Source organism: Bacillus sp. FJAT-27986, assembly GCF_001685035.1.
Lineage (GTDB): Bacteria > Bacillota > Bacilli > Bacillales > Pradoshiaceae > Pradoshia.
This window is the reverse complement of sequence record NZ_MAYV01000012.1, coordinates 330,825-356,266: the sequence shown is the minus strand read 5'-3', so window position 1 is coordinate 356,266 and position 25,442 is coordinate 330,825. Positions and strand designations below refer to the sequence as shown.

The 25,442-nt window shown below is 39.2% G+C and carries 25 protein-coding genes and 1 pseudogene; 22 read left to right on the top strand and 4 right to left on the bottom strand.

The annotated features are described in order from the left end of the window. The first annotated feature begins 87 nt into the window (after nt 1-87). The 6 genes and pseudogenes from A8L44_RS07955 to A8L44_RS07930 all read left to right on the top strand — a co-directional run bounded on the left by A8L44_RS07955 (nt 88) and on the right by A8L44_RS07930 (nt 5,536). The gene (locus A8L44_RS07955; protein WP_066103913.1) at nt 88-588 is read left to right on the top strand and encodes a hypothetical protein; all 501 of its coding nucleotides are present in this window, start codon (nt 88-90) and stop codon (nt 586-588) included. Nucleotides 589-891: 303 nt separating this feature from the next. After that, entirely contained in the window at nt 892-1,170 is a 279-nt protein-coding gene (locus tag A8L44_RS07950) for a hypothetical protein (RefSeq protein ID WP_139063816.1), read from the top strand. A gap of 39 nt (nt 1,171-1,209) precedes the next feature. Further along, nucleotides 1,210-1,701, top strand: a pseudogene (locus tag A8L44_RS19550) (alpha-amylase family glycosyl hydrolase). A gap of 229 nt (nt 1,702-1,930) precedes the next feature. Further along, nucleotides 1,931-3,244: a sugar ABC transporter substrate-binding protein gene (locus A8L44_RS07940; RefSeq protein ID WP_077248024.1), complete on the top strand. Its 1,314-nt coding sequence runs from the start codon at nt 1,931-1,933 to the stop codon at nt 3,242-3,244. A 265-nt stretch (nt 3,245-3,509) separates the two neighbouring features. Beyond that, on the top strand, nt 3,510-4,631 hold the full coding sequence (locus A8L44_RS07935) for a carbohydrate ABC transporter permease (protein ID WP_368072423.1): 1,122 nt from the start codon (nt 3,510-3,512) through the stop codon (nt 4,629-4,631). Next, the gene (locus A8L44_RS07930) at nt 4,628-5,536 is read left to right on the top strand and encodes a sugar ABC transporter permease (RefSeq protein WP_066103904.1); all 909 of its coding nucleotides are present in this window, start codon (nt 4,628-4,630) and stop codon (nt 5,534-5,536) included. The genes A8L44_RS07935 and A8L44_RS07930 overlap by 4 nt, the downstream gene beginning before the upstream one ends. Nucleotides 5,537-5,694: 158 nt before the next feature. Here A8L44_RS07930 and A8L44_RS07925 read toward each other — a convergent pair whose 3' ends face one another. Further along, the gene (locus A8L44_RS07925) at nt 5,695-6,687 is read right to left on the bottom strand and encodes an aldo/keto reductase (protein ID WP_066103902.1); all 993 of its coding nucleotides are present in this window, start codon (nt 6,685-6,687) and stop codon (nt 5,695-5,697) included. A gap of 577 nt (nt 6,688-7,264) precedes the next feature. On the opposite strand from A8L44_RS07925, the gene A8L44_RS07920 reads away from it, so the two are divergent. From A8L44_RS07920 to A8L44_RS07865, 13 genes are all read left to right on the top strand, one after another. After that, complete coding sequence (locus tag A8L44_RS07920; RefSeq protein WP_066103900.1) at nt 7,265-8,125, top strand: Cof-type HAD-IIB family hydrolase; 861 nt, start codon at nt 7,265-7,267, stop codon at nt 8,123-8,125. A gap of 188 nt (nt 8,126-8,313) precedes the next feature. Further along, on the top strand, nt 8,314-9,225 hold the full coding sequence (gene murQ / locus A8L44_RS07915; protein WP_066103898.1) for an N-acetylmuramic acid 6-phosphate etherase: 912 nt from the start codon (nt 8,314-8,316) through the stop codon (nt 9,223-9,225). Between the two features lie 25 nt (nt 9,226-9,250). Next, on the top strand, nt 9,251-10,111 hold the full coding sequence (locus A8L44_RS07910; RefSeq protein WP_066103896.1) for a MurR/RpiR family transcriptional regulator: 861 nt from the start codon (nt 9,251-9,253) through the stop codon (nt 10,109-10,111). A gap of 22 nt (nt 10,112-10,133) precedes the next feature. Next, entirely contained in the window at nt 10,134-11,498 is a 1,365-nt protein-coding gene (locus A8L44_RS07905) for a PTS transporter subunit EIIC (protein WP_066103894.1), read from the top strand. Beyond that, complete coding sequence (locus A8L44_RS07900) at nt 11,495-12,496, top strand: MupG family TIM beta-alpha barrel fold protein (protein ID WP_066103892.1); 1,002 nt, start codon at nt 11,495-11,497, stop codon at nt 12,494-12,496. The genes A8L44_RS07905 and A8L44_RS07900 overlap by 4 nt, the downstream gene beginning before the upstream one ends. 181 nt (nt 12,497-12,677) lie before the next feature. Next, nucleotides 12,678-12,929, top strand: coding sequence for a GlsB/YeaQ/YmgE family stress response membrane protein (locus tag A8L44_RS07895; protein ID WP_066103891.1), 252 nt, complete (start codon nt 12,678-12,680; stop codon nt 12,927-12,929). Nucleotides 12,930-13,139: 210 nt separating this feature from the next. Then, nucleotides 13,140-13,412 (top strand): YhdT family protein, encoded by a 273-nt coding sequence (locus A8L44_RS07885; protein ID WP_066103888.1) that lies wholly within the window; start codon nt 13,140-13,142, stop codon nt 13,410-13,412. Then, complete coding sequence (gene panF / locus A8L44_RS07880) at nt 13,409-14,848, top strand: sodium/pantothenate symporter (protein WP_066103886.1); 1,440 nt, start codon at nt 13,409-13,411, stop codon at nt 14,846-14,848. Before A8L44_RS07885 ends, panF begins: the two co-directional genes overlap by 4 nt. A gap of 237 nt (nt 14,849-15,085) precedes the next feature. After that, complete coding sequence (locus tag A8L44_RS18915; RefSeq protein ID WP_175354260.1) at nt 15,086-15,232, top strand: hypothetical protein; 147 nt, start codon at nt 15,086-15,088, stop codon at nt 15,230-15,232. 70 nt (nt 15,233-15,302) lie between these two features. Beyond that, on the top strand, nt 15,303-15,437 hold the full coding sequence (locus A8L44_RS19180) for a DUF6254 family protein (protein WP_219847586.1): 135 nt from the start codon (nt 15,303-15,305) through the stop codon (nt 15,435-15,437). A gap of 109 nt (nt 15,438-15,546) precedes the next feature. Further along, nucleotides 15,547-16,161: a PH domain-containing protein gene (locus A8L44_RS07875; protein ID WP_066103882.1), complete on the top strand. Its 615-nt coding sequence runs from the start codon at nt 15,547-15,549 to the stop codon at nt 16,159-16,161. Nucleotides 16,162-16,773: 612 nt separating this feature from the next. Then, nucleotides 16,774-17,181 carry a hypothetical protein gene (locus A8L44_RS07870; protein ID WP_066103880.1) on the top strand — a complete coding sequence of 136 codons (408 nt, stop codon included), beginning with the start codon at nt 16,774-16,776 and terminating at the stop codon, nt 17,179-17,181. A 179-nt stretch (nt 17,182-17,360) separates the two neighbouring features. Continuing rightward, a complete protein-coding gene (locus A8L44_RS07865; protein ID WP_066103878.1) occupies nt 17,361-19,025 on the top strand; it encodes an FAD-binding dehydrogenase in 1,665 nt (554 codons plus the stop codon). Nucleotides 19,026-19,063: 38 nt separating this feature from the next. On the opposite strand, the gene A8L44_RS07860 is transcribed toward A8L44_RS07865, so the two are convergent. After that, entirely contained in the window at nt 19,064-20,830 is a 1,767-nt protein-coding gene (locus tag A8L44_RS07860; RefSeq protein WP_066103876.1) for a glycoside hydrolase family 3 protein, read from the bottom strand. A gap of 350 nt (nt 20,831-21,180) precedes the next feature. On the opposite strand from A8L44_RS07860, the gene A8L44_RS18910 reads away from it, so the two are divergent. Then, nucleotides 21,181-21,342, top strand: a complete 162-nt coding sequence (locus A8L44_RS18910) for a hypothetical protein (protein ID WP_175354259.1) — start codon at nt 21,181-21,183, stop codon at nt 21,340-21,342. A gap of 200 nt (nt 21,343-21,542) precedes the next feature. Here the strand turns inward: A8L44_RS18910 and A8L44_RS07855 are convergent, their stop codons facing one another. Next, entirely contained in the window at nt 21,543-22,040 is a 498-nt protein-coding gene (locus A8L44_RS07855; RefSeq protein ID WP_066103874.1) for a phosphatidylglycerophosphatase A family protein, read from the bottom strand. A 109-nt stretch (nt 22,041-22,149) separates the two neighbouring features. On the opposite strand from A8L44_RS07855, the gene yutH reads away from it, so the two are divergent. Continuing rightward, nucleotides 22,150-23,178 carry a spore coat putative kinase YutH gene (gene yutH / locus A8L44_RS07850; protein ID WP_175354258.1) on the top strand — a complete coding sequence of 343 codons (1,029 nt, stop codon included), beginning with the start codon at nt 22,150-22,152 and terminating at the stop codon, nt 23,176-23,178. 80 nt (nt 23,179-23,258) lie between these two features. On the opposite strand, the gene A8L44_RS07845 is transcribed toward yutH, so the two are convergent. Continuing rightward, nucleotides 23,259-24,083 carry an STAS domain-containing protein gene (locus tag A8L44_RS07845; RefSeq protein ID WP_066103872.1) on the bottom strand — a complete coding sequence of 275 codons (825 nt, stop codon included), beginning with the start codon at nt 24,081-24,083 and terminating at the stop codon, nt 23,259-23,261. Nucleotides 24,084-24,582: 499 nt separating this feature from the next. Between A8L44_RS07845 and A8L44_RS07840 the strand changes: the two genes are divergently transcribed. Next, nucleotides 24,583-25,344, top strand: coding sequence for an ion channel (locus A8L44_RS07840; protein WP_066103869.1), 762 nt, complete (start codon nt 24,583-24,585; stop codon nt 25,342-25,344). The last annotated feature ends 98 nt before the right edge of the window (nt 25,345-25,442 follow it).

The window sequence follows — 25,442 nt, the reverse complement described above, 5'->3', positions numbered from 1 at the left end:
TGTACAGTTAAGCCAAACCTGTCATAATTAAAAGGCATAAAATCCCAATAATAGGATGACAAATACTTTTGATAGGCGGGAGAACGAATGACTAAAAAACAAGATAAGAAAAAATCAAAGTGGCTATCTCTTTTAATATTAATAGTAGGTATATTAGCAGCTGGAGTGATTGGTCTTACTGTCTATTATCATTTGAATGATCCATCTAAAGAAGCAATGGATCAATTAAAGAAAAACCCTCCAAAAAATATATCGAATCAAGAAAGTGTGTTAATTGCTGAATATCACGCTAAATACAATGATTTAACAGGCTATGGCAGTATTGAAGAATTAGATATGTCAGAAGCCAAGAGTTTATCAGCCATACTTGAAAAAGATACGAATGAGATCATTAGCCAGGGAATAGAAAATAAAAAGGTATCGGAAGATTTTAAACAAATCCACGCAATTGCCAAGGCGACCAAAAATAAAGCAGACAAAGAACAGATTCGATTAATACATCGTTATTTTCATGATCTAGATATTGCGATTAATCAGTATAATGATACGAAGGATGTATTTGGGGTGACTAAGACTCTCGGTAAGTAAGTCTCGTGATTTAATGTAGATATTGTAATAGACAGAGAAGAAAATAAATTTTTGATTAAACGCTTAACTTATACAGTAGACATTTTAAAGATAATAAGGATAGACAGGCATAGATAATTGCTTGTCTATCCTTTTGTTTACTGACTTCTAACTGCATAAATAAAGTTCCTGATACTCAAGCGATGAAAATTTCGTCAAAAAACGTTGTGAATTCTCAACATTCTTAAACTATGGATATACGATATGGTAAAATGAAAAATTGTTAAAAAAATAGTTTTCTGATATCCATGTTTCCTTCATATAATGAATGGGAGCGGGGTTTCTTGGGTATTACGGGAAGAGACGTTTGCCCGCTTTGCCATCATGACGGTTGGGGGAAGACAATGGGGGTGTTTGGCGGAAGTAGACAAATGGGTAGGAGAAAAAGAGGATATTTCAATATCATTTTTCTGCTCGAACGCCTGGGGTTATGGAATCGAGGGGATGGGGGGAGGACTGAATATGCCTTTGAAGCAGACTCTGCAAATGGTAAAAGGGACTGTAGGATCCCGGGTCGAATGCTTTGCTTTCGGAAAATCATGACCAGCCGAGAAGCTTCAGCACCTGGGTAAATGACGAGTCATGGCGCAGAGAAAGTGCCCAAGCACTCAGCACCTTGTTTTTGGAACCACGTTTATTTATGACGGGCAGGAAATCAGCATGACAAATATCCACTTCGCGACCATTGAGCAGTACAACGGTGTGGGCATGAAAAATTTACACAATATTGAAATATGGCAAGGGCGATTTATACGAGGAGATCATGCAGATCATTGGAAAAATGGAAGAGACAATTCTCGAACATTAGTACAATGGGATGATACTCATCAAGCGGGAATTACAACGAATAAATCTGCTTAGTTTGACATCAATCCCAACTACTCTCATGCTAATGTGTTCAATCAGAAAAAGGATACGCAAAGTATTTTCACGTACTACAAACAGATGATTCAACTCCGAAAAAACAACCTCTTATTTGTGTTTAGAACTATGACATATCCACCACGTACCACAACTGTGAATTTATACCTATGCCGAACCTTCGGGGACGAGCAGGCGGCGAGTCTGGTCTAATTGGCTCTCCAAGAATGTACCATTGTGATACAGGAAGAACTGAATGTACCCGTTAATGGTTATTTTTGAAAGCGTTTTCTAAAGGTGCCGCTGGATTAACTTTTGTTCGTATGAGGAAATGGTCTATCAGAAACGAAAGTAAAAAAAAGTGTGTATCGCAAAAGCACTTACAGCTTCTGTTTCATTAATTTTATACATGGTACAAAAATTCCCACATAGGAGGTTTCACATGATCAAGAAAAGAATAGTTGGTATATTGGCATCCGCCACCCTATTGGCAGGAATATTGGCGGGATGTTCGGAAGATGAGACGAAAAAAGCAACCACTGAAACAAAACCCAAGGAAACCACAAAAGAAACACTCAAACCTGAAGATGGAGCAACCCTGATTATTTGGGACAACGGAGCGGACGAGGGCGCGTGGGCGACCTATGTCGCAGAGCAATTCACGAAAAAATACAATGTGCCTGTTGAAGTACAAGAAGTGGGACACACAGACGCAGCAGGAAAATTGGAAACAGATGGGCCAGCTGGCTTAGGTGCCGATGTTTTCAACTCCGCCCATGATCATTTAGGAAAATTGGTGAAAGCAGGTTTGGTATATGACAACTATTATGCCGATGACTATCAAGACATGTTCTTGGAAGCAGCGGTAAACGGGACAAGTTTTGTGGATAAAGATGGAAAAAAGAAAATGTTCGGCTATCCCATCTCCATTGAAACATATGCCTTGTACTACAATAAAGACATCGTAAAAGAGGCACCAAAAACATGGGATGACTTGTTCAAAACAGCTAAAGAATTCCAAGCAACGAGCAAAGGAAAAAATCAGAAATATGGTTTTATGATGGAACCAGGTAACTTTTATTACACACATGCTTTCCTATCTGGTTATGGCGGTTATGTATTTGGAAAAGAAGACACCGATCCAACGGATCTTGGTGTCAACAATGAAGGAGCCATCAAATCGGCGGAATTTATGAAAAAAATCAACAAAGAATTGTTACCGATGAAAAAAGAAGACATTACAGGTGATGTGATTTCCTCTTTCTTCAATGAAAGTAAATTAGCCTACCGAATTTCAGGTCCATGGGATGTTAAAAACCATCAAGATGCTGGTGTGAACTTTGGAATCGCTCCACTTCCAACATTGGATAACGGCGAAACGCCAAAATCCTATTCAGGCATCAAAGCGTACTATGTAAACAGTTATTCCAAATATCCCAAAGCAGCAACTCTTTTAGCTCAAATGGCTTCCAGTGAAGAAATGCTCTTAAAAAGATACGAAATGACAGGCCAATTGCCACCAGCGACTTCGCTCCTTGAAAACGAAACCATCAAAAAAGATGAAGTGTCCATGGCTTTCTTGGAACAGGCGAAAAATGCTGTGCCGATGCCAAATATCCCTGAAATGCAAGCTGTATGGGGACCAATGGAAACGGCTTACACATCCATCTGGAATGATGGAACCGACTCGAAAAAAACGTTTGACGCAGCCAAAGAACAAATTGAAGATGCAGTGGCCACTCAGAATAAAAAATAAAGAGTTCATCTATCAAAAGAGCCGATATCCAGGTAGTGAGATATTGGTTCTTTTTTCTAAGAAGTGAAAAGGAGGTTAAAAACAAATGAAAACACATGCCAAGAAAAGCTTGATCTTTTCTTTGCTGTTTATGGGACTTGGGCAATTGTACAATCGACAGTACATCAAAGGGATCTTATTTATCTGTATGGAGCTATACCTTGTAGTGTTTTGGACATTACCGTTTCGAAATGGTATGTGGGGGTTAGCCACATTAGGGGAAACGGTGCAGACCCGTGTGGGATTTGAAATTCAGCAAGGGGATCACAGCATCTTCTTGTTAATCGAAGGTATCATCTTTTTAATTTGTGGCTTGTTCTTTGTATGGATGTATTATTTGAATGTGAAGGATGCTTGGAAAGTCGGACAATGGCGAGATCAAGGGGGAAAACCAAACTCATTCAAAGAAACCCTCCGTGTCTTAATAGATAAAGGATTTCCTTACTTTTTGCTCACACCATCCATTGTATTCACGGCCTTTTTAACCATCTTGCCTTTGATTTTTGGAATTGCAATCGCTTTCACAAACTATTCAGGACCGAACCACTTGCCGCCTGCTTCTCTAGTGGACTGGGTGGGATTTCAAACCTTTGTGGACTTATTTAACTTGAAAACCTGGAACCGAACGTTCATCGGCGTCTTCGGATGGACGATTCTTTGGGCAATTTCAGCCACGATTACCACGTTCTTTGTCGGAATCTTATTTGCGGTTCTCTTGAATTCAAAGGGAATCAAATTCCGGAAATTTTGGAGAAGCATTTATATCTTGCCATGGGCGATTCCTTCGTTTGTCAGCATTTTGATCATGAGGAACCTATTCAACGGGGAATTTGGACCTATTAACCAATATTTAGAAGTCATCGGACTATCCAGTATCCCGTGGCTTAGCGACCCGATGTGGGCGAAATTCGCGCTTATCATGGTGAATGTCTGGTTTGGATTTCCGTTCTGGATGGTCTTGATGAGCGGCGTCATGACGAGCATAGATCGTGAATTATATGAGGCGGCGCAGGTGGATGGGGCAAACGGGAAGCAACAGTTCTGGAAAATCACCATGCCGATTGTCATGTTCTCTACCGCCCCCTTACTTATCATGCAGTTTGCTGGGAATTTTAATAACTTTAACCTGATTTATCTCATGACGAATGGAGGACCTGTGAATGTGGATTACAGTTATGCAGGCTCCACAGATATTTTAATCAGCTGGATTTACAAACTGACCCTCGACCAAAGCCAATTTAATATGGCAAGCGTTGTGAGCATCCTGATCTTCATTGTTATTGCCATCATTTCGGTTTGGAACTTCAGACGAACGAAAGCATTCAACGAGGAGGACATGATGTCATGAAACAAAAAACACGTGAACGAATTTCATTCGTGTGGAAACATTTTCTGCTTCTCGTGGTGGCCATCTTCGTGCTTTATCCAGTTGTATGGATTCTCATGGGAAGTTTGAATCCTGGGGATTCCCTATTCAGTGCACAGCTTCTTCCTGGGATGGAATGGGGTCTCTTTTGGGAAGGGGTTCGGAGTTTTGATTTCGCTCAAATTGCCCAGTCCGTAAAAGGAATCCGTTTATCCTTAGATCATTTTGTCTATTTGATTCAGAAAACCGAGTATGTGACATGGTATAAAAACACCTTAAAAATAGCACTATGGAACATGGTCATTTCGACCTTTTTAGTGGTCACAGCTGCCTATGCGTTTAGTCGATTCCGCTTTCCAGGCCGGAAAGAAGGATTGATGGCTATGTTGATTCTGCAAATGTTTCCTGGATTTATGGGGATGATTGCTATCTATATCCTGCTTTTACAAATGGGATTATTGGACAATCACTGGGGACTCATATTGGTTTATGCAGGCGGATCCATTCCGTTTAACGCCTGGCTTGTGAAAGGATACTTCGATTCCATGCCTCGCAGTTTGGAGGAAGCTGCGAAAATTGACGGAGCAGGTCATTTCACTATTTTCTTTAAAGTGATGATGCCATTGAGCGTTCCAATTCTCGTCTTCGTAGCGGTTTCGAACTTCATCGGTCCGTGGATGGACTTTATCTTTGCTCGACTGGTTTTACGATCCAATGAAAATAAAACCTTAGCGATTGGGTTGTTTGAGATGGTGACGGGACGAGGAAACACCGAATTTACGACATTCGCGGCTGGAGCAGTGCTTGTTGCACTGCCTATCACGATTCTCTTTATGGCGTTCCAAAAATACATGGTAGAAGGGTTGAAGGCTGGGGCGAATAAATAAGCCCCAAGCCCCCTTACGATGGCAGGTATTTAGAGAGCAAAAATTGTTCGGCATTTAGTAGAATCACGAAAGAACATGATGCCGTAATATTGGTTGGCCATTGATTATTCAATAAGTTTATTCCGAATTGAATTCAGAAACTAAACTGGTTTGTTCAGTTATGCTAAAGAAATGTTATCAATCTGCTGTAACTCTTCTTCTGTGAATGTGATATTTTTTAAAGCTCCAATGTTATCAAGAATCTGGCTAGGTTTGGAAGCTCCTATGAGAACACTGGTCACAATTCCATCTCGCAAAATCCAGCTTATCGCCATCTCTGCAAGTGTCTGCCCTCGCTCCTCAGCTATCTCATTGAGTTTTTTAATTTGAGTTAATCGGTCTTCGGATAAGGCAGAAGCATTTAAAAATCGTCCATCCGTCTTTATTCTACTGTCGTCCGGAATTCCATGTAAATATCGATTGGTTAACATTCCCTGTTCCAAAGGACTAAACGCAATAATACCTTTTTTTAACTTTTTAGATGTATCTTTCAAATCATTTTGTTCAATTGTTCGATCAAAAATTGAATACCTATTCTGATTTATAATAAATGGGCAATGTAATTCTTGTAAAATTTCAGTCGCCTTTTCTAACGTTTTTCCATCGTAGTTTGAGAGACCTACATATAATGCCTTGCCACTTCTAACGATTTGGGCTAGCGCATTCATCGTTTCTTCCAATGGTGTGTGGGGATCCATTCGATGATGGTAAAAAATATCAACATATTCTAATCCCATTCTCTTTAAGCTTTGATCGAGGCTTGCAATAAGATATTTTCGGCTTCCCCAGTTTCCATATGGACCATCCCACATATCATATCCTGCTTTAGTACTGATGATAAGTTCATCACGATATGCTGCAAAGTTTTCTTTCATAATAAGTCCTAGATTTTTTTCAGCACTCCCAGGTTCTGGTCCATAGTTATTTGCTAAATCAAAGTGAGTAATTCCATTATCAAAAGCGGTAAAACAGAGTTGTTTCATATTTTCATATGAAGCTATATCGCCGAAATTGTGCCAGAATCCTAATGAAATAGCTGGTAATTGAAGTCCACTGTCACCACAGTGGAAATATGTCATAGATTTATAACGTTGTCTTGATGCCTGATACATGTTTTCCCTCCTATATTAAATACTCTTACTTTACTCAGCGTAGCCTTCAAGTAGACTTGAAGTCAAGCGTAGTATTTTGTTTTTTAAGAGTAATAATTTAAACATTCTAAATTTATATGGAGGAAGGGGAGTCTATCCCAAATGGAAGAATGATCGGGATAAACTATTTGATGTGTAGATGGTATTTCTTCTATCTTCTCTATAAGAGAATCTCTCTGTTTTAGAGGTGTTAGAAAATCTCCTAAAATACTCCTTTGTAAGATAGATTAACATTGTCTTTTCTTGTTCACAGTTCTTCATTTAGCTTTTCAGCATGCTTGATTTTCGGTTTGTATTTTTGCCAAGCCAGTTCCTTTGCAACAAGGTGAAAATTATCCTCTGTAATTAGCCAGATTTATAATCGGTAATCCCGCTATCTAAGAGGTACGATATACATTGCTATCTAGTTTAACGAATAATAAATAGGTACACAGGTGTTATTCTCCTATTATGAGGGATTGGAAATGTGAATCTTTTGTGTGGTTGCCGGTAAAATATGATAATGTGCATGTATATAGGGACCTGGGAGGGATACTAGATGGAGTATAAATTATTGGCTGTTGATTTAGATGGAACTTTGTTGAATGCGGAGATGGATATTGACAAAGAAACGATAGAGGCCCTGCATGATTTTAAATCAAGGGGAGGAAAGGTAATCATCTGCAGCGGAAGAACGCCTTTGGCGACTAGGTGGATTGCGGAGGCTATCCGTTTATCCGATCCAATCATTGCCTACAACGGAGCTGTTATACAAGGGCGGGACGGGAAGATTATTCAGCAATCTACCTTTAAAAAAGAAAGTCTGTTGGCCTTTATAGATGCGTGCCAAAGCTATGGGGTATATGGGCATTTGTATGAGGGTGACTGTTTACTAGTTCCAGAGAAAAATAAGTGGAATGAAAAATGGATTGAGAATAATATCCTGCCTTTACAAGGAACCGGTGCAGAAATGGGAGGATGTGAACGATTCCGGGCTCAGTGCGAAATCAGGCTGTTTCATTCTTTCGATGAATATGTGAAAGAAAACGAACCTGCCATTCAAAAGCTGGCTGCTTTTCGGAAGGAACAAGGAGACTATGAAGGATTTATGGATCGGCTATTCAACATGGAAAATCATTTTGAAGTGAGCAGCAGCTTCGGTTTCACAAGCCTTGAAATTACTCCACCAAAGACTACTAAGGCTTCTGCTTTGGAATATTTGGCAAAAAGGCTTGGCTTGGATATGTCTGAGGTGGCTGCGATCGGTGACAACTTTAACGATAGACAAATGCTGCTTTCAGCGGGACTTGGCATAGCTATGGGAAATGCGCCGGAGGAAGTTAAGGAAGCAGCTGATGCTGTGACCGAGCCTAATGACCGAATGGGAGTAGCGCATGCAATCAAAAAATATATAATGTAAAAAGGTTTTTTTAGCATATCCTATGTAGTTCTGCATATGAGAATATGCTTCTTTTTTTGGATTAGAATGAAATAAAATTTTAAATATTCAATAAAATTATTGAATATCAATTTCAGTTGGAGTATATTGGAAGTGTTGAGTTACTAGTAAATGGTAATCGCAAAAGGAGCTACCTGGAGGTCTTACTAATGAAAGAAAATCTTAATCTATTAACCACGGAATCACGCAATGATCGAAGTATGCAGATAGACACTTCCAGTCCGATGGAAATTCTGCGAATTATGAATGAGGAAGACCAAAAAGTAGCCGCTGCAGTTCAAGAGGTTTTACCAGATGTTGAAATAGCCGTTCACTTTGCTGTTTCATCTTTCCAAAATGGAGGGCGCCTTATCTATATGGGAGCCGGGACTAGCGGAAGGCTTGGTGTACTCGATGCTGTTGAATGCCCGCCAACATTCAGTACCAAGCCAGAGATGGTACTGGGTATTATCGCCGGCGGAGAAAGCGCATTCATAAAGGCGGTTGAAGGAGCGGAGGATAGGCCGGAGGATGGCGAGAAGGATTTAAAAGACATCACCCTTACTGAGAATGATACGGTTATCGGTATTGCTGCAAGCGGCCGGACACCATATGTTATTGGTGCACTTCGTTACGCACGGTCGGTAGGAGCCAAAACAGTGGCACTGTCGTGTAATAAACAGGCTAGAATCAGTGAAGAAGCAGATCATGCCATCGAGGTGGTCGTAGGTCCGGAAGTGCTTACGGGATCTACTAGACTGAAATCTGCAACCGCTCACAAAATGATTCTAAACATGATTTCAACCTCTTCAATGGTTTTGCTCGGCAAAGCGTATGAAAACTTAATGATTGATGTCCATGTCAGCAACGAGAAGCTCAAAGAAAGAGCTATCGGCATTATTAGCAAAATCACAGGAGTAAGCTATGAAACAGCGAGACAAACATTAGAGGATGCTGATCATCAAGTAAAGGTCGCCTTAGTCATGCTTAAAAAGGATATTAAGAAAGAAGAAGCGGCTCTGATTCTGGAGCAATCTGGAGGGTATGTCCGAAAAGCCATTGAAGCCGAGCTCTCAGATTGATTTAAACACAAGTAGGTGATGATAAGTGGTTTCCGGAGTATTGAAAATGGTAGTAAACAGGGTAGAACAGTTGCCTGCATCTGAACGGAAAATTGCTGAATATATACTGGAATATCCGTATGAGGTTGTCAATTGTAAAGTCAATGAATTGGCAGAAAAGACGAGTTCAAGCGGGGCAGCGGTCATCAGGCTATGCAAGTCACTGGGGCTGAATGGCTTCCAGGATTTGAAGGTCCGTATTGCAGGTGATCTCGGCAGACCGGAGGAACCGGGATACAGAGACATTGAACGGGATGAAACCGCCGAGATGATCGTCCAAAAGACTTTGAATAATAGTATACAAAGTTTGCGTGATTCCTCTGAAGTAATCAACTACGAAGAACTAAAAAAAGCGGTCGATGTGCTGTTGAAAGCGAAAAATGTCCATTTCTTTGGAATCGGGGCATCATCAATCATCGCCGTGGATGCGCAGCAAAAACTGCTTCGGATCAATAAAAGCGCAACAGCATTTTCGGATGCGCATCTTGTAGCAACATTGATTGCTAACGCCGAGCCGGATGACGTGGTATTCACCATTTCGTTTTCTGGTGAAACAATCGAGGTCATCGAAGTTACAAGACTCGCAAAGGAACAAGGTATCCAAACAATCAGTTTGACTAAATATGGGCCCTCATCGGTTGCAGCATTAGCCGATATTAATTTATATACATCCTATTCGAAGGAAGCTCCGTTCCGGAGTGCGGCCACTTCTTCAAGGTTAGCTCAGCTGTTCATGATTGATATTTTGTTTTTGAGCATGGCGACAGAGCAATATGAAGAAACGGTCAGAGCCATCGATAAGACGAGAGAGGCTATAAGATTTATGAAAGGCAAAACATACAAATAATCAGTTTTTGGGGGGAAAGAAAATGGCTGGTCAAGATTACAAAACTCTGGCTAAAAAAATCTTGGAGCAGTTGGGCGGGGCGAAGAATATTAAAGCCTTTACGAACTGTATGACACGTCTTAGAGTCACACCTTATGATGAATCACTCGTTAACAAAGAAGCCATAAAAAAAATCGATGGAGTTCTCGGCTTTGTTGAAGAAGAAACGCTGCAAATCATTCTGGGTCCTGGACATGTCAATAAGGTCACGGACGAATTCGAGAAGCTGGTCAAGGAATCAGGAGACATCAATCTTAATGAGCGGGCTTCCAGCCTGAAAGGTGAACTTAAAAAGAAAAACAGCACGCCGTTTAAGCTCTTTTTGAGGAAAATTGCCAGTATATTTATTCCTTTGATTCCTGCGTTAGTTGCTTCCGGTTTGGTCAATGGTATTTCTAAGGCTGTCATTCAAGCAGGATGGTTATCGGCTGAATCACAACTTGCAATTATTTTAACAGTTATCGGTGGAGGTTTATTCACCTATTTAGGAATCTTTGTAGGGATCAATACAGCGAAAGAGTTCGGTGGGTCCCCTGCACTTGGCGGGTTAGCCGCTATATTGATTATTAACCCTGCTGCTGCCCAGATTGTCTTGTTCGGGGAAGAATTACTGCCTGGACGCGGTGGTTTAATCGGGGTCATGTTTGCTGCGATATTTATGGCTTTTATTGAGAAGAATGTCCGTAAGTTTGTTCCAGCGTCGCTTGATATTATCGTGACACCGACTATTGCCCTTTTGCTTACAGGTATTATGACGTATCTGGTATTTATGCCTGTCGGGGGATTTGTCTCTGATGTGATTACAGATGGATTGACCGCAGTGCTTGATTTTGGAGGAGCCATTGCAGGATTTGTTCTTGGAGCGACATTCTTGCCGTTGGTCGTGACAGGCCTGCATCAAGGTCTCACACCTATCCATTTGGAATTACTCAATACAATCGGTGACGACCCATTATTACCTATTCTTGCAATGGGTGGCGCAGGTCAGGTTGGCGCTGCGTTCGCTATCTATATGAAAACAAAGAAAACACGCTTGAAAAGAGCGATTGGCGGGGGACTTCCTGCTGGTATTCTTGGAATCGGCGAGCCATTGATCTTCGGAGTTACATTGCCGCTCGGCCGTCCGTTCTTGACCGCATGTTTGGGGGCAGGCGTTGGTGCAGCCTTCCAAGCACATTTCAATATCGCAACGACAGCAATTGGGGTATCCGGTTTGCCGCTTGCATTCCTTGTGAATAACGGTGAGGTACTGCTTTACTTAGTCGGGGTATTAATTGCTTATGTTGCTGGCTTCATCTTTACATACCTGTTTGGGTTTAAAGATGAAATGGCTGGTGAATTTGATTGATCGGAATTTCCTTTTATTTGAATGATCCTCTGGCTGAGGAACGTATTATCCAAGCAGGCCAAATGGGGGTGAAGCGGGGATTTACCTCGCTTCATATCCCGGAGGAAGCAGGTGAGCTTGCAGTACGTGCCAAAAAGCTGCTACATCTGGCTAAAGGACAGGGAATCGATGTATATGCGGATGTTTCATTAAAAACCCCGGGCCATTTGGGAATCGACAGTTTGTATCAATTGAAGGAATTGGGTGTCACCGGGCTAAGACTGGACGATTTCTTTGACCATGGTTTTATTGCTAGTCTGGCAAGGGAATTTAAAATTGCGGTTAATTCAAGTATACTGTTCGAACGTGATATACAGCTGCTGCTGAATAACGGACTCAAAACTGAACAGATAATCGGTTGGCATAACTTTTACCCGCGGAGGGAAACAGGACTAAGTGAATCGTTTTTCCGGGAGCAAAATGCATTGTACAAGCGATATGACATTCCGATCTTTGCTTTTGTACCGGGAGGAGGCGAGAAACGCGGCCCTTTATTTGAAGGCCTGCCGACTCTGGAGAAGCATCGATATATATCCCCTTTTGTTGCCGCGCTTGAACTATATAAAGATGGAACGGAAGTATTTGTTGGTGATCCGGAGCCTGGAGAAGACTTACTCAAAAGGATGGACGACTTTGAAAACGGAAAGATTAGCACCCAGACAGAGCAAGGATTCGAAAATTATGGTGAATACCATTTGCGCCCGGATGCTTCCAGGGACGTTCTTCGTTTCATGGACACAAGGGTTGCGGAATCTGTACCGCCTCTGCAAAATAATCCCCGTCCGAAAGGGAGCATAACCATAGATAATGACCTTTATGGACGCTATCGCGGTGAAATGCAGATTACGCTGACAGATTTGCCTGCTGATGAACGGGTCAATGTCGTTGGAAGGGTGGCAGAAAGCGATTTGCTGATTTTGAATCATGTGAAGCCGGGTATGGTTATTGAACTAGTATAGGAATATTGTAAACTCCACCCAGCAATGGGTTGGAGTTTTTTTGTAGGAAGACATGGCTCATGATAAATGCTTTTCCCTTCGACGTATTTATATCGTATAGAAAAAGTAGCCCTCTTTCCTGCTAAATAAAGCCATTTAGACCTTACCAGCATATACTGTCCATGAAGGAGGGAGCTAAAAAATGTCCTTTATTGGCATCCTGTTTGTTGGTGGCTTTATTGGTTGGATTGCGGGGTTACTTATTCATGAAAACGTTCACAACGGGATGATAGGGAATTTCCTGGCTGGCATAATTGGTGCGTGGATTGGTACAGGAATTCTCGGTGAAATGGGTCCTGAAACTGGAGGGTTTTATCTATTTCCAGCATTCACAGGTGCTCTTGTCCTTACCCTTATTGTGAGTTTTATTTTAATAAAGACAAGTAAATGGTGAAATTATATAATCTATCTCCTCAAAATCAGATTTTGAGGCTTCTTTACGTTATACAGTTATTTTATAAAGCTATCTATTATAAGTTATTTTGCCAAATTTTGCACCTTCATTTTAAGAGTATAGCTTGGTTTAATGGTAATGTTGTTTGTTTACGTATTATACAAAAAATAATGGCGGGCAAACTAATGGTGCTATTGCAAGGAGGAAGATATGAAAGATAGACGTTTTAAAGTAGCCCATAGGGAAGCAATCATAGGTGTCGTACTTGTCATCATAAATTTTATCTGGTGGTTTGGATTTGCGTATGGACTAGGGTCCGGTAATCCGAAGGAATATACATATATTTTAGGATTGCCAGCTTGGTTTTTTCTAAGCTGTGTAGTCGGCTTTCTTGTTATGGTGGTCCTTGTTACTCTTACAGTCAAATTTTTATTTGAGGAAGTATCTTTTGATGTGAATGACGAAGAGGAGGAGCAATCATGAAGTGGGAGGTCATTGTTCCTTTATTGATCTTTTTAGGTATTATTTTTTATATAGGATTCTGGGCAAATGGAAAATTAAAATCCTCTGATTCCTTTCTGCAGGAATATTTTCTTGGCGGGAGACAATTAGGCGGTTTTGTGCTTGCAATGACTATGATGGCAACATACGGCAGTGCTTCAAGCTTTATCGGCGGGCCGGGTGTTGCCTATACACGTGGGCTCGGATGGGTTTTACTATCTATGGCTCAACTGGCAACCGGGTATTTTGTATTAATGGTTTTAGGGAAAAAATTTGCGATTATGGCTCGTAAGTATAACGCAATCACAATCATTGATTTTCTAAAAGGCAGATATAAAAGTAATACGGTTGTCATTGTATCGGCCATTAGTATCATTATATTCCTATTTGCATCGATGACGGCCCAATGGGTTGGTGGAGCGCGATTGATTGAATCCTTAACAGGGCTTCCGTATAAGTCAGCACTTTTCATATTCGCCGTTTCAGTTTTAATTTATGTAATTATTGGCGGATTTAGAGCAGTCGCTTTAACAGATACCGTCCAGGGAGTAGTCATGTTAGCTGGGACCGTCATCCTTTTAATCGCCACCATTATTGCTGGCGGAGGATTTTCGAATATTATGTCAGACTTAATGGCTGAAAACCCCAACTTAATTACTCCTTTTGGTGCAGAACGAGATTTAACGCCTTTGTATGTCTCATCCTTTTGGATTTTAGTTGGTGTAGGCGTCGTGGGTTTACCGCAAATCAGCATGCGAGCGATGTCCTATAAAAATTCAAAGGGGATGCACACAGCGATTATCACCGGAACAATTGTAGTAGGTGCTGTGATGCTCGGAATGCATTTAATTGGAGTTTTAGCGCGTCCTTTGATACCTGGGATAGAAATAGGTGATATGGTCATGCCTGCATTAACTATGGAGGTCTTGCCACCATTTATTGCGGGTATTGTCTTAGCCGCTCCCATGGCTGCTATCATGTCCACAGTTGATTCTCTTTTAATATTAGTAAGCGCAACTATAGTAAAGGATGTATATATCAATTACATAAAAAAGGATGCTACCGAGAAGCAGATTAAAAGAATCAGCTTTTGGATTACAGCAGCAATTGGAATCGCTGTTGTATTATTTGCGTTGAGTCCACCGGATTTAATTGTATGGTTAAACTTGTTTGCATTTGGAGGCTTAGAATCAGTGTTTATATGGCCAGTTATTATGGGATTATATTGGCCAGGAGGGAATAAATACGGTGCGGTTTCATCTATGATTGTAGGGATGGGCAGCTTTATGATTATAGATCGTTTTTATCCAAATCCTTTCGGGATGCATACGGTCGTACTGCCGATTGTTTTATCGTTTTTTACCTATGTTTTAATGAGTAAACTGACGAATGCAAAACAACAGTTATCTATTCAATAACAAGTAAGATAATCGCACAGTCAAGGGCGGTCTCAATATTTAGATCAATCAAGCAAAGAATGCATAGCTTTATCAGCATTCTTTGCTTTTTCTTTTATCCACGATCAGCTAATTCAAATAACATTGGAAAAGAAAAAGGGGTAGTCGTCCTTGAAAGAAGATAAAACAATAATTCATAGCTGACAGTGCATATTTACTCTTTACTTTCTAATACTAAATGAGAGAAGGAGGGATCGTATGCCGAAAAGAAAGCATGATGCAGCTCAAAAAAGTAAACAGGGGTTTGATTCTAGTAAAACGGATGCTGAATTCTCAAAGGAATTAGGAAGCGCCAGCGCAAATCAAGCTTATAAGAATAAATCTAAAAAGGCAAAGAAAATATAAAATAAAGGAAAATAGGGCGATATGCTTCAATCTTTTGCAATGAGTCCTATTTTAATTTGGAGGTATATATATGTCACATTCAAAAAAAGAAGAAGAAAGACACTGGAAGCAAAGAAAAAATTCACAGCATCCTCATGACGAAGTAAAAAGTTATAAGAAGCTTGGTGAAGAAATAGCAAAAATAACAAAAAAATATGATGAATAATGACATAAAACACATGGACCATCCATGTGTTTTCTTGAGCATTAAATGAATTTTATACTAGTCACTTTTCTGATATAGTAAAAGTATAAACTACAATGGGGTGATATACATGTTAAAGAAAATGGCTTCTGATGCATTGGGTTTGTCTGACGTAGGTGTTATTATTCCGCCGGAAGATTATGACAAAACGGATGCAGACGACTATGTTATGCACGAGGATAATGAGAAGATTTATTTCATTATCAAAACGAAGGCAGACGAATATTGCTTTACAAATCTAGCATTAATTCATGTAGATGGCGAAAATGCTGTCTCATCTAAACGTTTATTAAAACGATACCCATATTCTCAGTATAAGATTTCAAATGTCATGCTTGAAACTGCAGGGCGATTAGATTTGGATACAGAAATAAAGTTTGATGTAGGAAATGTTCATTTTGATATTGACGTCAAGAAAAATCAAATTGAACAATTAAAGGATTTGTATAAAGCATTACTGCGAATTGAGGAAATCACGTATGAAAACTCCATTCAAATGAATTATGCCAAAGAAGGACTCGATCGAGCGGTTCAAACACTCCAACACTCAAGATCTGAGGAAGCATCATTAACAGGCACATATAAAGGGATAACTGAATTTACATTTGAATGGTTAAAATCCTCCTATAATGAATATCATATGAAAGATTTTGGTGCAGTTTTTGAAAAATACATTAATAATTAATTTTGCCTGGATAGAGTGCCAATTTATGAATAAATAACTAAAAAGGGAGTTCTAAAGTCTATTTATTTTAGAGCTCCTTCCTCTTTTACTAATTCTTCTGATACCCTCAATAACTTACTCCAATAGTAGGCTCATAAATAAATGTAAGTTAACATACTAGGGATGATGAATCCTTGAGCCAATGCACTCGCATCTGCTGTCTTCCCATTTTCGCCTCATAAATAGTTTAGTCCACTTACTTATCGAACTTATCGACTTTCGCTTCGATTTGCGGAAGTATACACTGACGTATTTTAATTTCTTCTGCAACCCAGAGGAAAATTCCAATTCCAAATTAACTAATTTCCTCATAAATACACCATAGAATACATAATCGGGTCTATTGGAAATAGAGGTGGTTGTCCTCTTATTTTTCATAAAATCTGAAACTCTTGGGACAATTCAATAATAAGCGAAATAAAATCTTGTTGAGAGCCATATAATCGTATGAACGGCAGGGGGATGAATACTAATTTTATAAGAATGAAGTAAATTGGTACTATGTCGGCAACTATCAGGAGAAACGACGGTGTGGAAGAATACTACTATAACACATAAAGGGGGAGGAAGAGGATGGCTAAGAAATATAAAGTGATGGTTATCATAGCAGCTGCAGTATTGATATTAGGGATAGCGGCCTTTGCAGGTTATAAATATTACTCAGACGCGGAAAACAAAATAGCTAGGGTTGCCAAGAATAAAGTGGAAGATGCTTCATCAAAGGATGAAACTTTTGAATTTATTGGGCATAGCAAAGTTGAGTACAACAAGGATGAAGATTATTATGTCGTGAGCGGATTCATGGAAGTCAATGATGAATATGAGGCTGGACGCAGAGTGATGTATATAGCAATAGTGGAAGAGAACATGGGGGAATATCAAGCTACAGAAGTGGAACGAACAGATGATGAAGTAAAATATGAATTCGTGGATTATTTCTCCGATTATGAGGAAGAGGATGATGAGGAAGATGATTATTGAACCAGTCTGGTACTAGGCTGGTTTTTTATTTATAAAAAGGGAGGAATATAAAACTGTTGATTTAGGCTCATAATTTTAAGCAAAGTAAATTTTTCTTTTTATATCAGTATACATACCTAAATTATGGAACTATAGATTAATATAAGAGTATAAACGTTTATCAAAAAGGGGGAAATGCATTGGAGTTCGATGCGATCGTTATTGGGGCTGGTTTGGCCGGTTTGGTGGCTACAGCAGAAATTGCAGATGCAGGGAAAAAGGTATTATTGCTAGATCAAGAACCTGAAGCTTCATTAGGCGGACAAGCTTGGTGGTCATTCGGTGGTTTATTTTTAGTGGATTCCCCTGAACAACGTCGTATGGGTATTAAAGATTCTAAGGAATTGGCTTGGCAGGATTGGATGGGTACTGCAGGGTTTGATCGAGATGAGGAGGATTATTGGGGAAAAAAATGGGCAGAAGCGTATATTGACTTTGCTGCTGGAGAAAAACGTGCTTGGCTTCATAAACAAGGAGTTCGTTTTTTTCCTGTAGTTGGTTGGGCTGAAAGAGGAGGTTATTTGGCTGAAGGACATGGTAACTCAGTACCAAGATTTCATATTGTTTGGGGAACAGGTCCAGGTATTGTATCGCCTTTTGAAAAAAGGGTAAGAGAGCATATTAAAAATGGATTAGTTGATTATCGTCCTCGTCACCGTGTAGATGAACTGATGAGCAGTAATGGGATAATTCAGGGGGTGAAGGGTTCCATATTGGCAGCCAGTTCGGCTTTAAGAGGTGAGAAAAGTAACAGGGACGTTATTACTCATTTTGAGTTTTCTGGTAAAGCAGTTCTTGTTTCGAGCGGGGGTATCGGAGCCAACCATGATTTAATTCGCACAAATTGGCCAGAAAGACTGGGGCCGCCTCCAAAGAACATGATTTCAGGGGTCCCGGCACATGTGGATGGCAGAATGCTGGGGATATCAGAAGAGGCAGGTGGGCGTATTGTAAATCGAGATCGTATGTGGCATTACACAGAGGGAATCAAAAACTGGAACTCGGTATGGGAAAACCATGGAATTAGAATTTTGCCAGGTCCGTCCTCTATTTGGCTGAATGCAACAGGCCAGCGCTTCCCGGCCCCCAACTTTCCTGGGTATGATACACTTGGCACCCTGGAGGCTATCCAAAAAACAGGATTTGATTACTCATGGTTTATTTTGACACAAAAAATGATTGAGAAAGAATTTGCGCTATCCGGTTCTGAGCAAAATCCGGATTTAACGAATAAAAGTATCCGCAAGGTCTTAAGCAGAGTACTCCCTGGTCCTCCTGGTCCGGTACAGGCATTTATGGATCATGGCGAGGATTTTGTCATTGCAGATAACTTAGTGGAACTGGTTAAAGGAATGAATGAATTAACAAAAGATAATCTATTAAATTACGAAGAAATTGAAAGACAAATAAAAGCGAGAGATCGTGAAATGGATCATACATTCACAAAGGATTTGCAAATTACGGCATTAAGGGGAGCGAGAAATTACATAGGTGACAAATTAATCCGAGTCGCCAAACCGCATAAAATACTTGATCCTCAAAATGGACCATTGATTGCTGTTCGTTTAAACATTGTAAGTCGCAAAACTCTAGGCGGGCTACAAACAGATTTATCAGCACGAGTCCTCAATTCTAAGGGTGAGGCAATACCTGGCTTTTATGCAGCTGGTGAGGTTTCTGGATTTGGAGGGGGAGGAGTTCACGGATATCGTTCGCTAGAGGGGACATTTCTTGGAGGCTGTTTATTTACAGGCAGGGTAGCAGGCAGGGCAATCGCTTCCTATTTAAAAGAGAAAAAGGATTAAACCGAGGAAGGTTTAATCCTTTTTTTGCTTTTGACAGATTAAATGTATGTGTCTTTTAATCCGCAGTATGCATCAACTGGGCTGTCACCCTTGAATGGTGATTTACCCATCATTTTTTCTACTAGTACTTCAATTGTTTCTTTATTACCGTCATACGTGTTGATGTATGTTTTCACTTGTGGAACATCCGCTAAGTGGAATGGGTAGTTTACAGAAACAAAGATTGTTGGTACTTCGTGTACATAGAACGGAATATCAGGTGTTCCTTTTAACGCATTCCATGTCATACGTTGAACAACTTCACCCATTTTGATATTAGCGATATTAATGATTAAATCATATTTATCTGTTAATTCTTTAATAGGGCGTTTTGCTGCATATGCGTTCATGATGCTCTTCATTTGTTCTTCTGGTGGCAGGTCCGCGATTTTATCCATTGGAGATTCGTGAATTTCCACTTCAAAGCCTTGCGCTTCAAGCTCTGCTTTCAGAAGATCAATTGGCTTAGGTTTGTTACCGCTAATTAATTTACTGAATGCACCTTCAGCAGTTTTAACATTAACTAGTAATACTCGTTTGTATTTTTCAGGAGTAACAGGCCAAATATCTTGTTTGTCTTTTACCAATGTGATTGCACGATCAGTAACTTCTTTAAATAGCTTAACGTTTTCAGGAAGACCGATTTGTTTAAGCGCTTCTTCTTTCGGCATCATGATTTCCGTTTTTGCTTTTTTGTGAAGACCTAAAGATGCTTTAAGACCAAGGATACGAGTAAGAGCTGCTTCTAAACGCTCTTCTGTAATAATACCGTTTTTGTATCCGTCCATCATGTAGCCGAAATCTTCATCTGGATCGTTGAAGAATAAGAATAAGTCACAACCAGCAGCAATAGCAGTAGGAAGCATTTCGCTGCGTTTCATTGCAGAAGTCATCGCAACCATGTGGCTCGCATCTGTAACAACAACGCCATTGAATTCTAATTTACCACGTAATAAATCTGTGATTAGCTCTTTAGAAAGAGTTGCTGGCAGCAAATCTTCATCTGTAAGGCTAGGGTTGAAGTGCTTGGAATAAGCAGGCATATGGATGTGACCAGCCATGATAGAAGGTAGGCCAGCATCGATTAAGCCTTTGTAAACTTTTCCGAAAGTTTCATCCCACTCATCACAAGATAGGCTGTTAGGCGCGAAGGATAAATGCTGGTCACGCTCATCTACGCCGTCACCAGGGAAGTGTTTAGCAGCAGGTGCAATTCCGCTTTCCTGGATACCTTTCATGTAAGCCAAGCTCATTTCTAAAACTTGATCAGGGTCAGAACCAAAAGTACGGCTAGAGATGATTGGGTTACGCCAGTTCATGTGAATATCTACGATTGGCGCAAAGCTCCAGTTACATCCGATTGCAGACGCTTCTACACCAGAAACTCGGCCCATTTCATATGCCCATTTCGCATCTTTTGTTGCACCGATTTTAACTTCAAGACCAACTTCAGTACCGTCTGTACAAGCTCCATTACCGCCTGCTTCTGTGTTTGCAGCAATTAGCAATGGAATTTTGCTGTTTTCTTGAAGAATTTTATTTTGATCGTAAACTTCTTCAGCTTTACCAGGATTGTAACGTACAGCACCGATATGGTAGTTGTTTAGCATACCTGTTAAATATTCTTCAGTACGGCTAGCTCCCATATTAACGAATAATTGGCCAATCTTTTCTTCGATTGTCATAGAATTAATTGTGTCTGTTACCCATTTAATATCTTCATCAGATAAATGGTATGGTTTTGCTTTTAAATCCACTTTAGTCATCCTATGTAATACTCCCTTACTAAATATTTGAGAAAAATTTCTATCATCATGTAGTATGTACGTTTTTTCCTTTATTTATGTTTAGGCTTTCATAATTAAAGACGAAGGCATCAACCTTCAAATAAATTAGCCATACATTTAAACTACAAAAAAGTAATTTAACTCAACCACTAGTATTCTAGCATACTAGTTTAAGGATTTCTATAGAAAGTTCAATATTTCACAAACTTATTCAGGATTTAAATAATAAAGATTAATATTTAGAAAAGCCATACAATTGTCAAGATACCTATAGGTACAGTGTTTGATAACGGGAATAATGATAATAGAAGAAAAAGGGGGGATAGACGATGATTCTAAGATTTTCAATACTAATCTTACTCGATATCATTTTTGCAATTACCCTTATTGATCAGCAGCTCATATTGGCAGCACTGATTGCTCTTGCCTTTGTTTATTATACAATAGAGCTTGCAGCTGAAATGGAGTTTGACAATGTGGAATTTGAGTAAGTTCACTTATGATTACCTAAGCGATTAAATGAATTCACAAAGATGTGTATTACACATAATTCATATAAATATCTAAACAGTAGAACGAAAGGGCAGGTATGCTCTTTCGTTCTTACTTGTTAGACTGTTAGGAAATTAACCGACTCGGTTTAATTACCTTATAAAAGAAAAACTCAAAGTATAAATTCAGGATTTTATATTTATTCTACATTCTCTACTCGGTGAGCTAAACGGCTGGAAGCGGCAGCAGCAATCGCCCCAACAATATCATCCAGGAAGGTATGGCATTCACCGGAGGATTTATCATTCAATTTTGCCAGTATGCCTGGTTTCTTTTTATCAATATATCCATAATTGGTAAAACCAATAGAACCATATACATTCACGATGCTAAATGCTAAAATCTCATCAACCCCATATAATCCTTCATCAGTCCGGATTATGGATTGTAAAGGTTCTTCAAGCATCCCTTTTTCGGAAAGCATATCTAGTTGTATGCCAGTTAAAATGGCATTTTGGACTTCGCGTTTTGAGAGTACGCGCTCCACATTTTTAATACACTCATCCAATAGCAGATTTTCATGATAATGATGCTGAAGGTATAAAACTAATTCACCAATATCTGTAACTGTCACCCCTCGATCATGCAACCATTTTCTTGCTGTTTGTTCAGTCATATCTACAGGTTTCCCTTTCATACGAAGACACCAACTCCCATGCATATAGTAAGAATAAATCTTGATGTTAACCACATATAACAGTTATCTTGCCCATATACTTATCATAGTAAGCAAGGAATTAGAGGTGATGAACAATATTGTGATGAACAAACAATTATTACACGAACAATATGGAATTACAGTTGATCAAGAAATAAGCAGTGGGGCAATAAACATATATAACGGTGGAGGCAGAGTATTCATGAGCTTTGCCATAAACATGGAAGAGCAAGAGCTCCAGGAACGAAGCAGTTTGGCGTACCATATGCATAACAAAGGGGAGAAGGGAGTATGGCTTCCCCTGTTAAACAATGAACAAAAGCTATTAACAAAACTGGAAAGTAACGATTATGTGGTTTGTATAAATGAAATGGAAATTCCTCAATCATATGAAGTGGGCAGAGAGCTGGCAATATTTCATTATCGTGGCAGGTCTATTCCGCAACGAATCGTTTTTTGCAGCAGAATCGGAAAATGGAAGGAAATGTGGGAGCAGCGGGTCGATCAGCTTGAACGAGTTTGGAGAGATAAATTGGCAGCAAAGCCACAAAACGATTTTGAAAAACTGTTTATTGACAGCTATCCTTATTACGCAGGCCTTTCGGAAAACGCAATCCAATATTTAGTTGATACTGAAATAGATGAAAACCCGGAGATGGTTGATGCTGGGACCGTTTGTTATGATCGCTTTACTTCAGAAACCTGGGGACCCGGCTCAAATGGCAAATTATTTAGTGAATGGGTTTTTGACCATAGTGCGAGGGATATTGCGGAGTGGATACGCGCTTATTATTTTAAACAGCCAAATACATACCATCAGGGTGTCGAGTCATTTTTGCGCCAATATCAATCAATCACCCCTTTATCAACATTTTCTGCACGGATGTTATTCTCAAGGTTGCTCTTACCGGTTCATTATTTTGAAATTATTGAGCAGTATTATGTAACAAAATCAGAAGGAGAAAAGACTCGTTTGGAGGAAAGATTAGAAAATTTCGTGAAGCACTCTACTATGTATGAAAGAATGCTAAGTGAAATATATGAACTGGCTGGTATACTAAAGGGGAATATCAAAATGGTTGTTCCTGAATGGATCATGAACGGGAGAACTATTTAGTCTATTTTAAGACATTCTTTGAGTGTCTTTTTTGTTTTAAATAAAAATACTCCCGACTGTATGTCCGGGAGAGAAATTTATCATAGGATATCTTTAACAGCCAAATGTAAGCTAGAGTAGCTTTTAGCTGTAAATTTAATTCCGAGGTTTACCATTGTTTGTGCAATTTCTATTCGGATACCGGATAAGCGCGTCTCGATACCGATGAGTCGCAATGCATCAATAACTTTAAATATCTGATGAGCCACCATTGTGTCCGTAATCGGAACTCCTGATAGATCAATAATAATATAACTTAGATCATATTCACTTCCAGCCTGTAATGCTTTTTCCATCAAGTGGCTTGCACGTTGAGTGTCTAATACTCCAATGATTGGAATAATCCCGATATTGGATGTAATCCTAACAACAGGAATAGACAGTTCAAAAGCAGTCCTCTCCGCTAATACGATTCTATTGGAGTATTGTGAAGAATAAGAAATACTAAGCCAGTGTATCGCTTTATCAACAACTGAATCGAATTTAGAAATGATTTCATAGAAAACGTCCAGACTTACTGAATATTTTTTAGCTTGGTCCTTGATGATACCGCCAATTTTATCACGATAAAATCTAACTTCTTCTATTGCATCAGCAAGTGATAAATTTAAGTTTATGAGTAAATCAACGGTTTCCTTTCCCCATTCTTTTAAAACTGCAAAGGTTTCGTTTTGCTCTTGGGCAATTGAAAATCCATATATCTCTATAAGGGTTTTTCGCCAAGTTTTAACCATACTATTGATTTCCTCAGAATATGTATTCGTAGCGTCTTTAAATCGTAAATCTGCAAGAGTATCTTCTGAAGAGATTATGTGAGTTGAAACACCTTCTAAAAACACATGTATGCTACTATCAATGCTATGCATATCAACAGCTCCTAATTACTGCGATTTATGACCCATTGTTTTTTTGCAAAGAAAAAAACCCTTTAGAAGGATTAATTTTGAAAATATTTAAGCGCATATCCAATAAGCTAATAACCCTTATACAAAGAATGTATATTATTTTCTCTAACATAACAGTTGGAGAATAAACTGTAAAGAAATACCTATTTACAAAATGCTTCACATTTAACCAAATTATCTTAAGATTTGCGTAGTTAGAGATAGGGTAACCCGGTATATGGGTGGTAAATAATTGAAATATGTAGGCAAATATTTTAATTGGAATTGCAGAAGCATACGAGAGGAAAGAGGGACACGCTAAATAACTTAACTTTGGACAGCATTATATTGAATGTTAAAAGTAACAAAATGGAATTGAGTATATATTAAATAGATGGTTCAATCTTATAATAATAGAGAAAATGGACTATGCATGCATTAACCGAAAAAAATCCTGTTCAGAGTAAGAAGAGGTGTTTGAATGATTATCTTACGTAATTTATATTTTAAACTAACACATATGTCTTGGTTATTATTGACCACATCAACCATATTTTTAATCGTATTCTGTACAATTATGCTCAGGTTGATTGAACCAGATACGTTTACTACCTATATGGACTCGTTATGGTTCACAATGACGACCATGTTGACGGTTGGATATGGAGACATGTCACCGACTACTATAGAAGGAAGAATATTTACAATCCTATTTTTGTATGTGGTTGGTATTGGTTTATTCGCCACTTTTATCGGAAAAGTTATGGAAAGTTTTACGGTTTACAGAAGACGTAAAGAGGGTGGAGAGCTTATGTATGAAGGAAAGAATCATATTGTTATCATAGATTGGTCACATAAGGCGCAAAACGCAGTTAAGGAAATTTTAGACAAGAATAAAAAGGCGGAAATAGTGGTTATAGATATGCTTGAAAAGCTATCTTATGTAAATGGAAATATCCATTATATAAGAGGAGAGGCCTCGAATGTTGAGGTATTAAAGAAAGCCAATATCCAAAATGCAAAATCTATCTTGATTTTCTCTGATGATCGGATTCAGAATCAAACCTTAACTGACGGAAAGTCATTAATGATTGCATGTGCGGTTGAAAGAATCGCCTCTCATGTCCATACAGTTGTCGAAATTGAAAGAGAAGAGCATGTTGAAAATTTCTCACATATAAATATTGATAAATTTATATTATCCAATGGAACGATTGCCAAGATGGTAGTAGATGCCATGTAAGTGAGATAACAGGCAAGGCATAATGCAGGGATTCATACTCCAGAAACTAGAGCTAGATGTCCGTAAGTCTAACTCCAATAACAAAGAAGCTCAGAGTA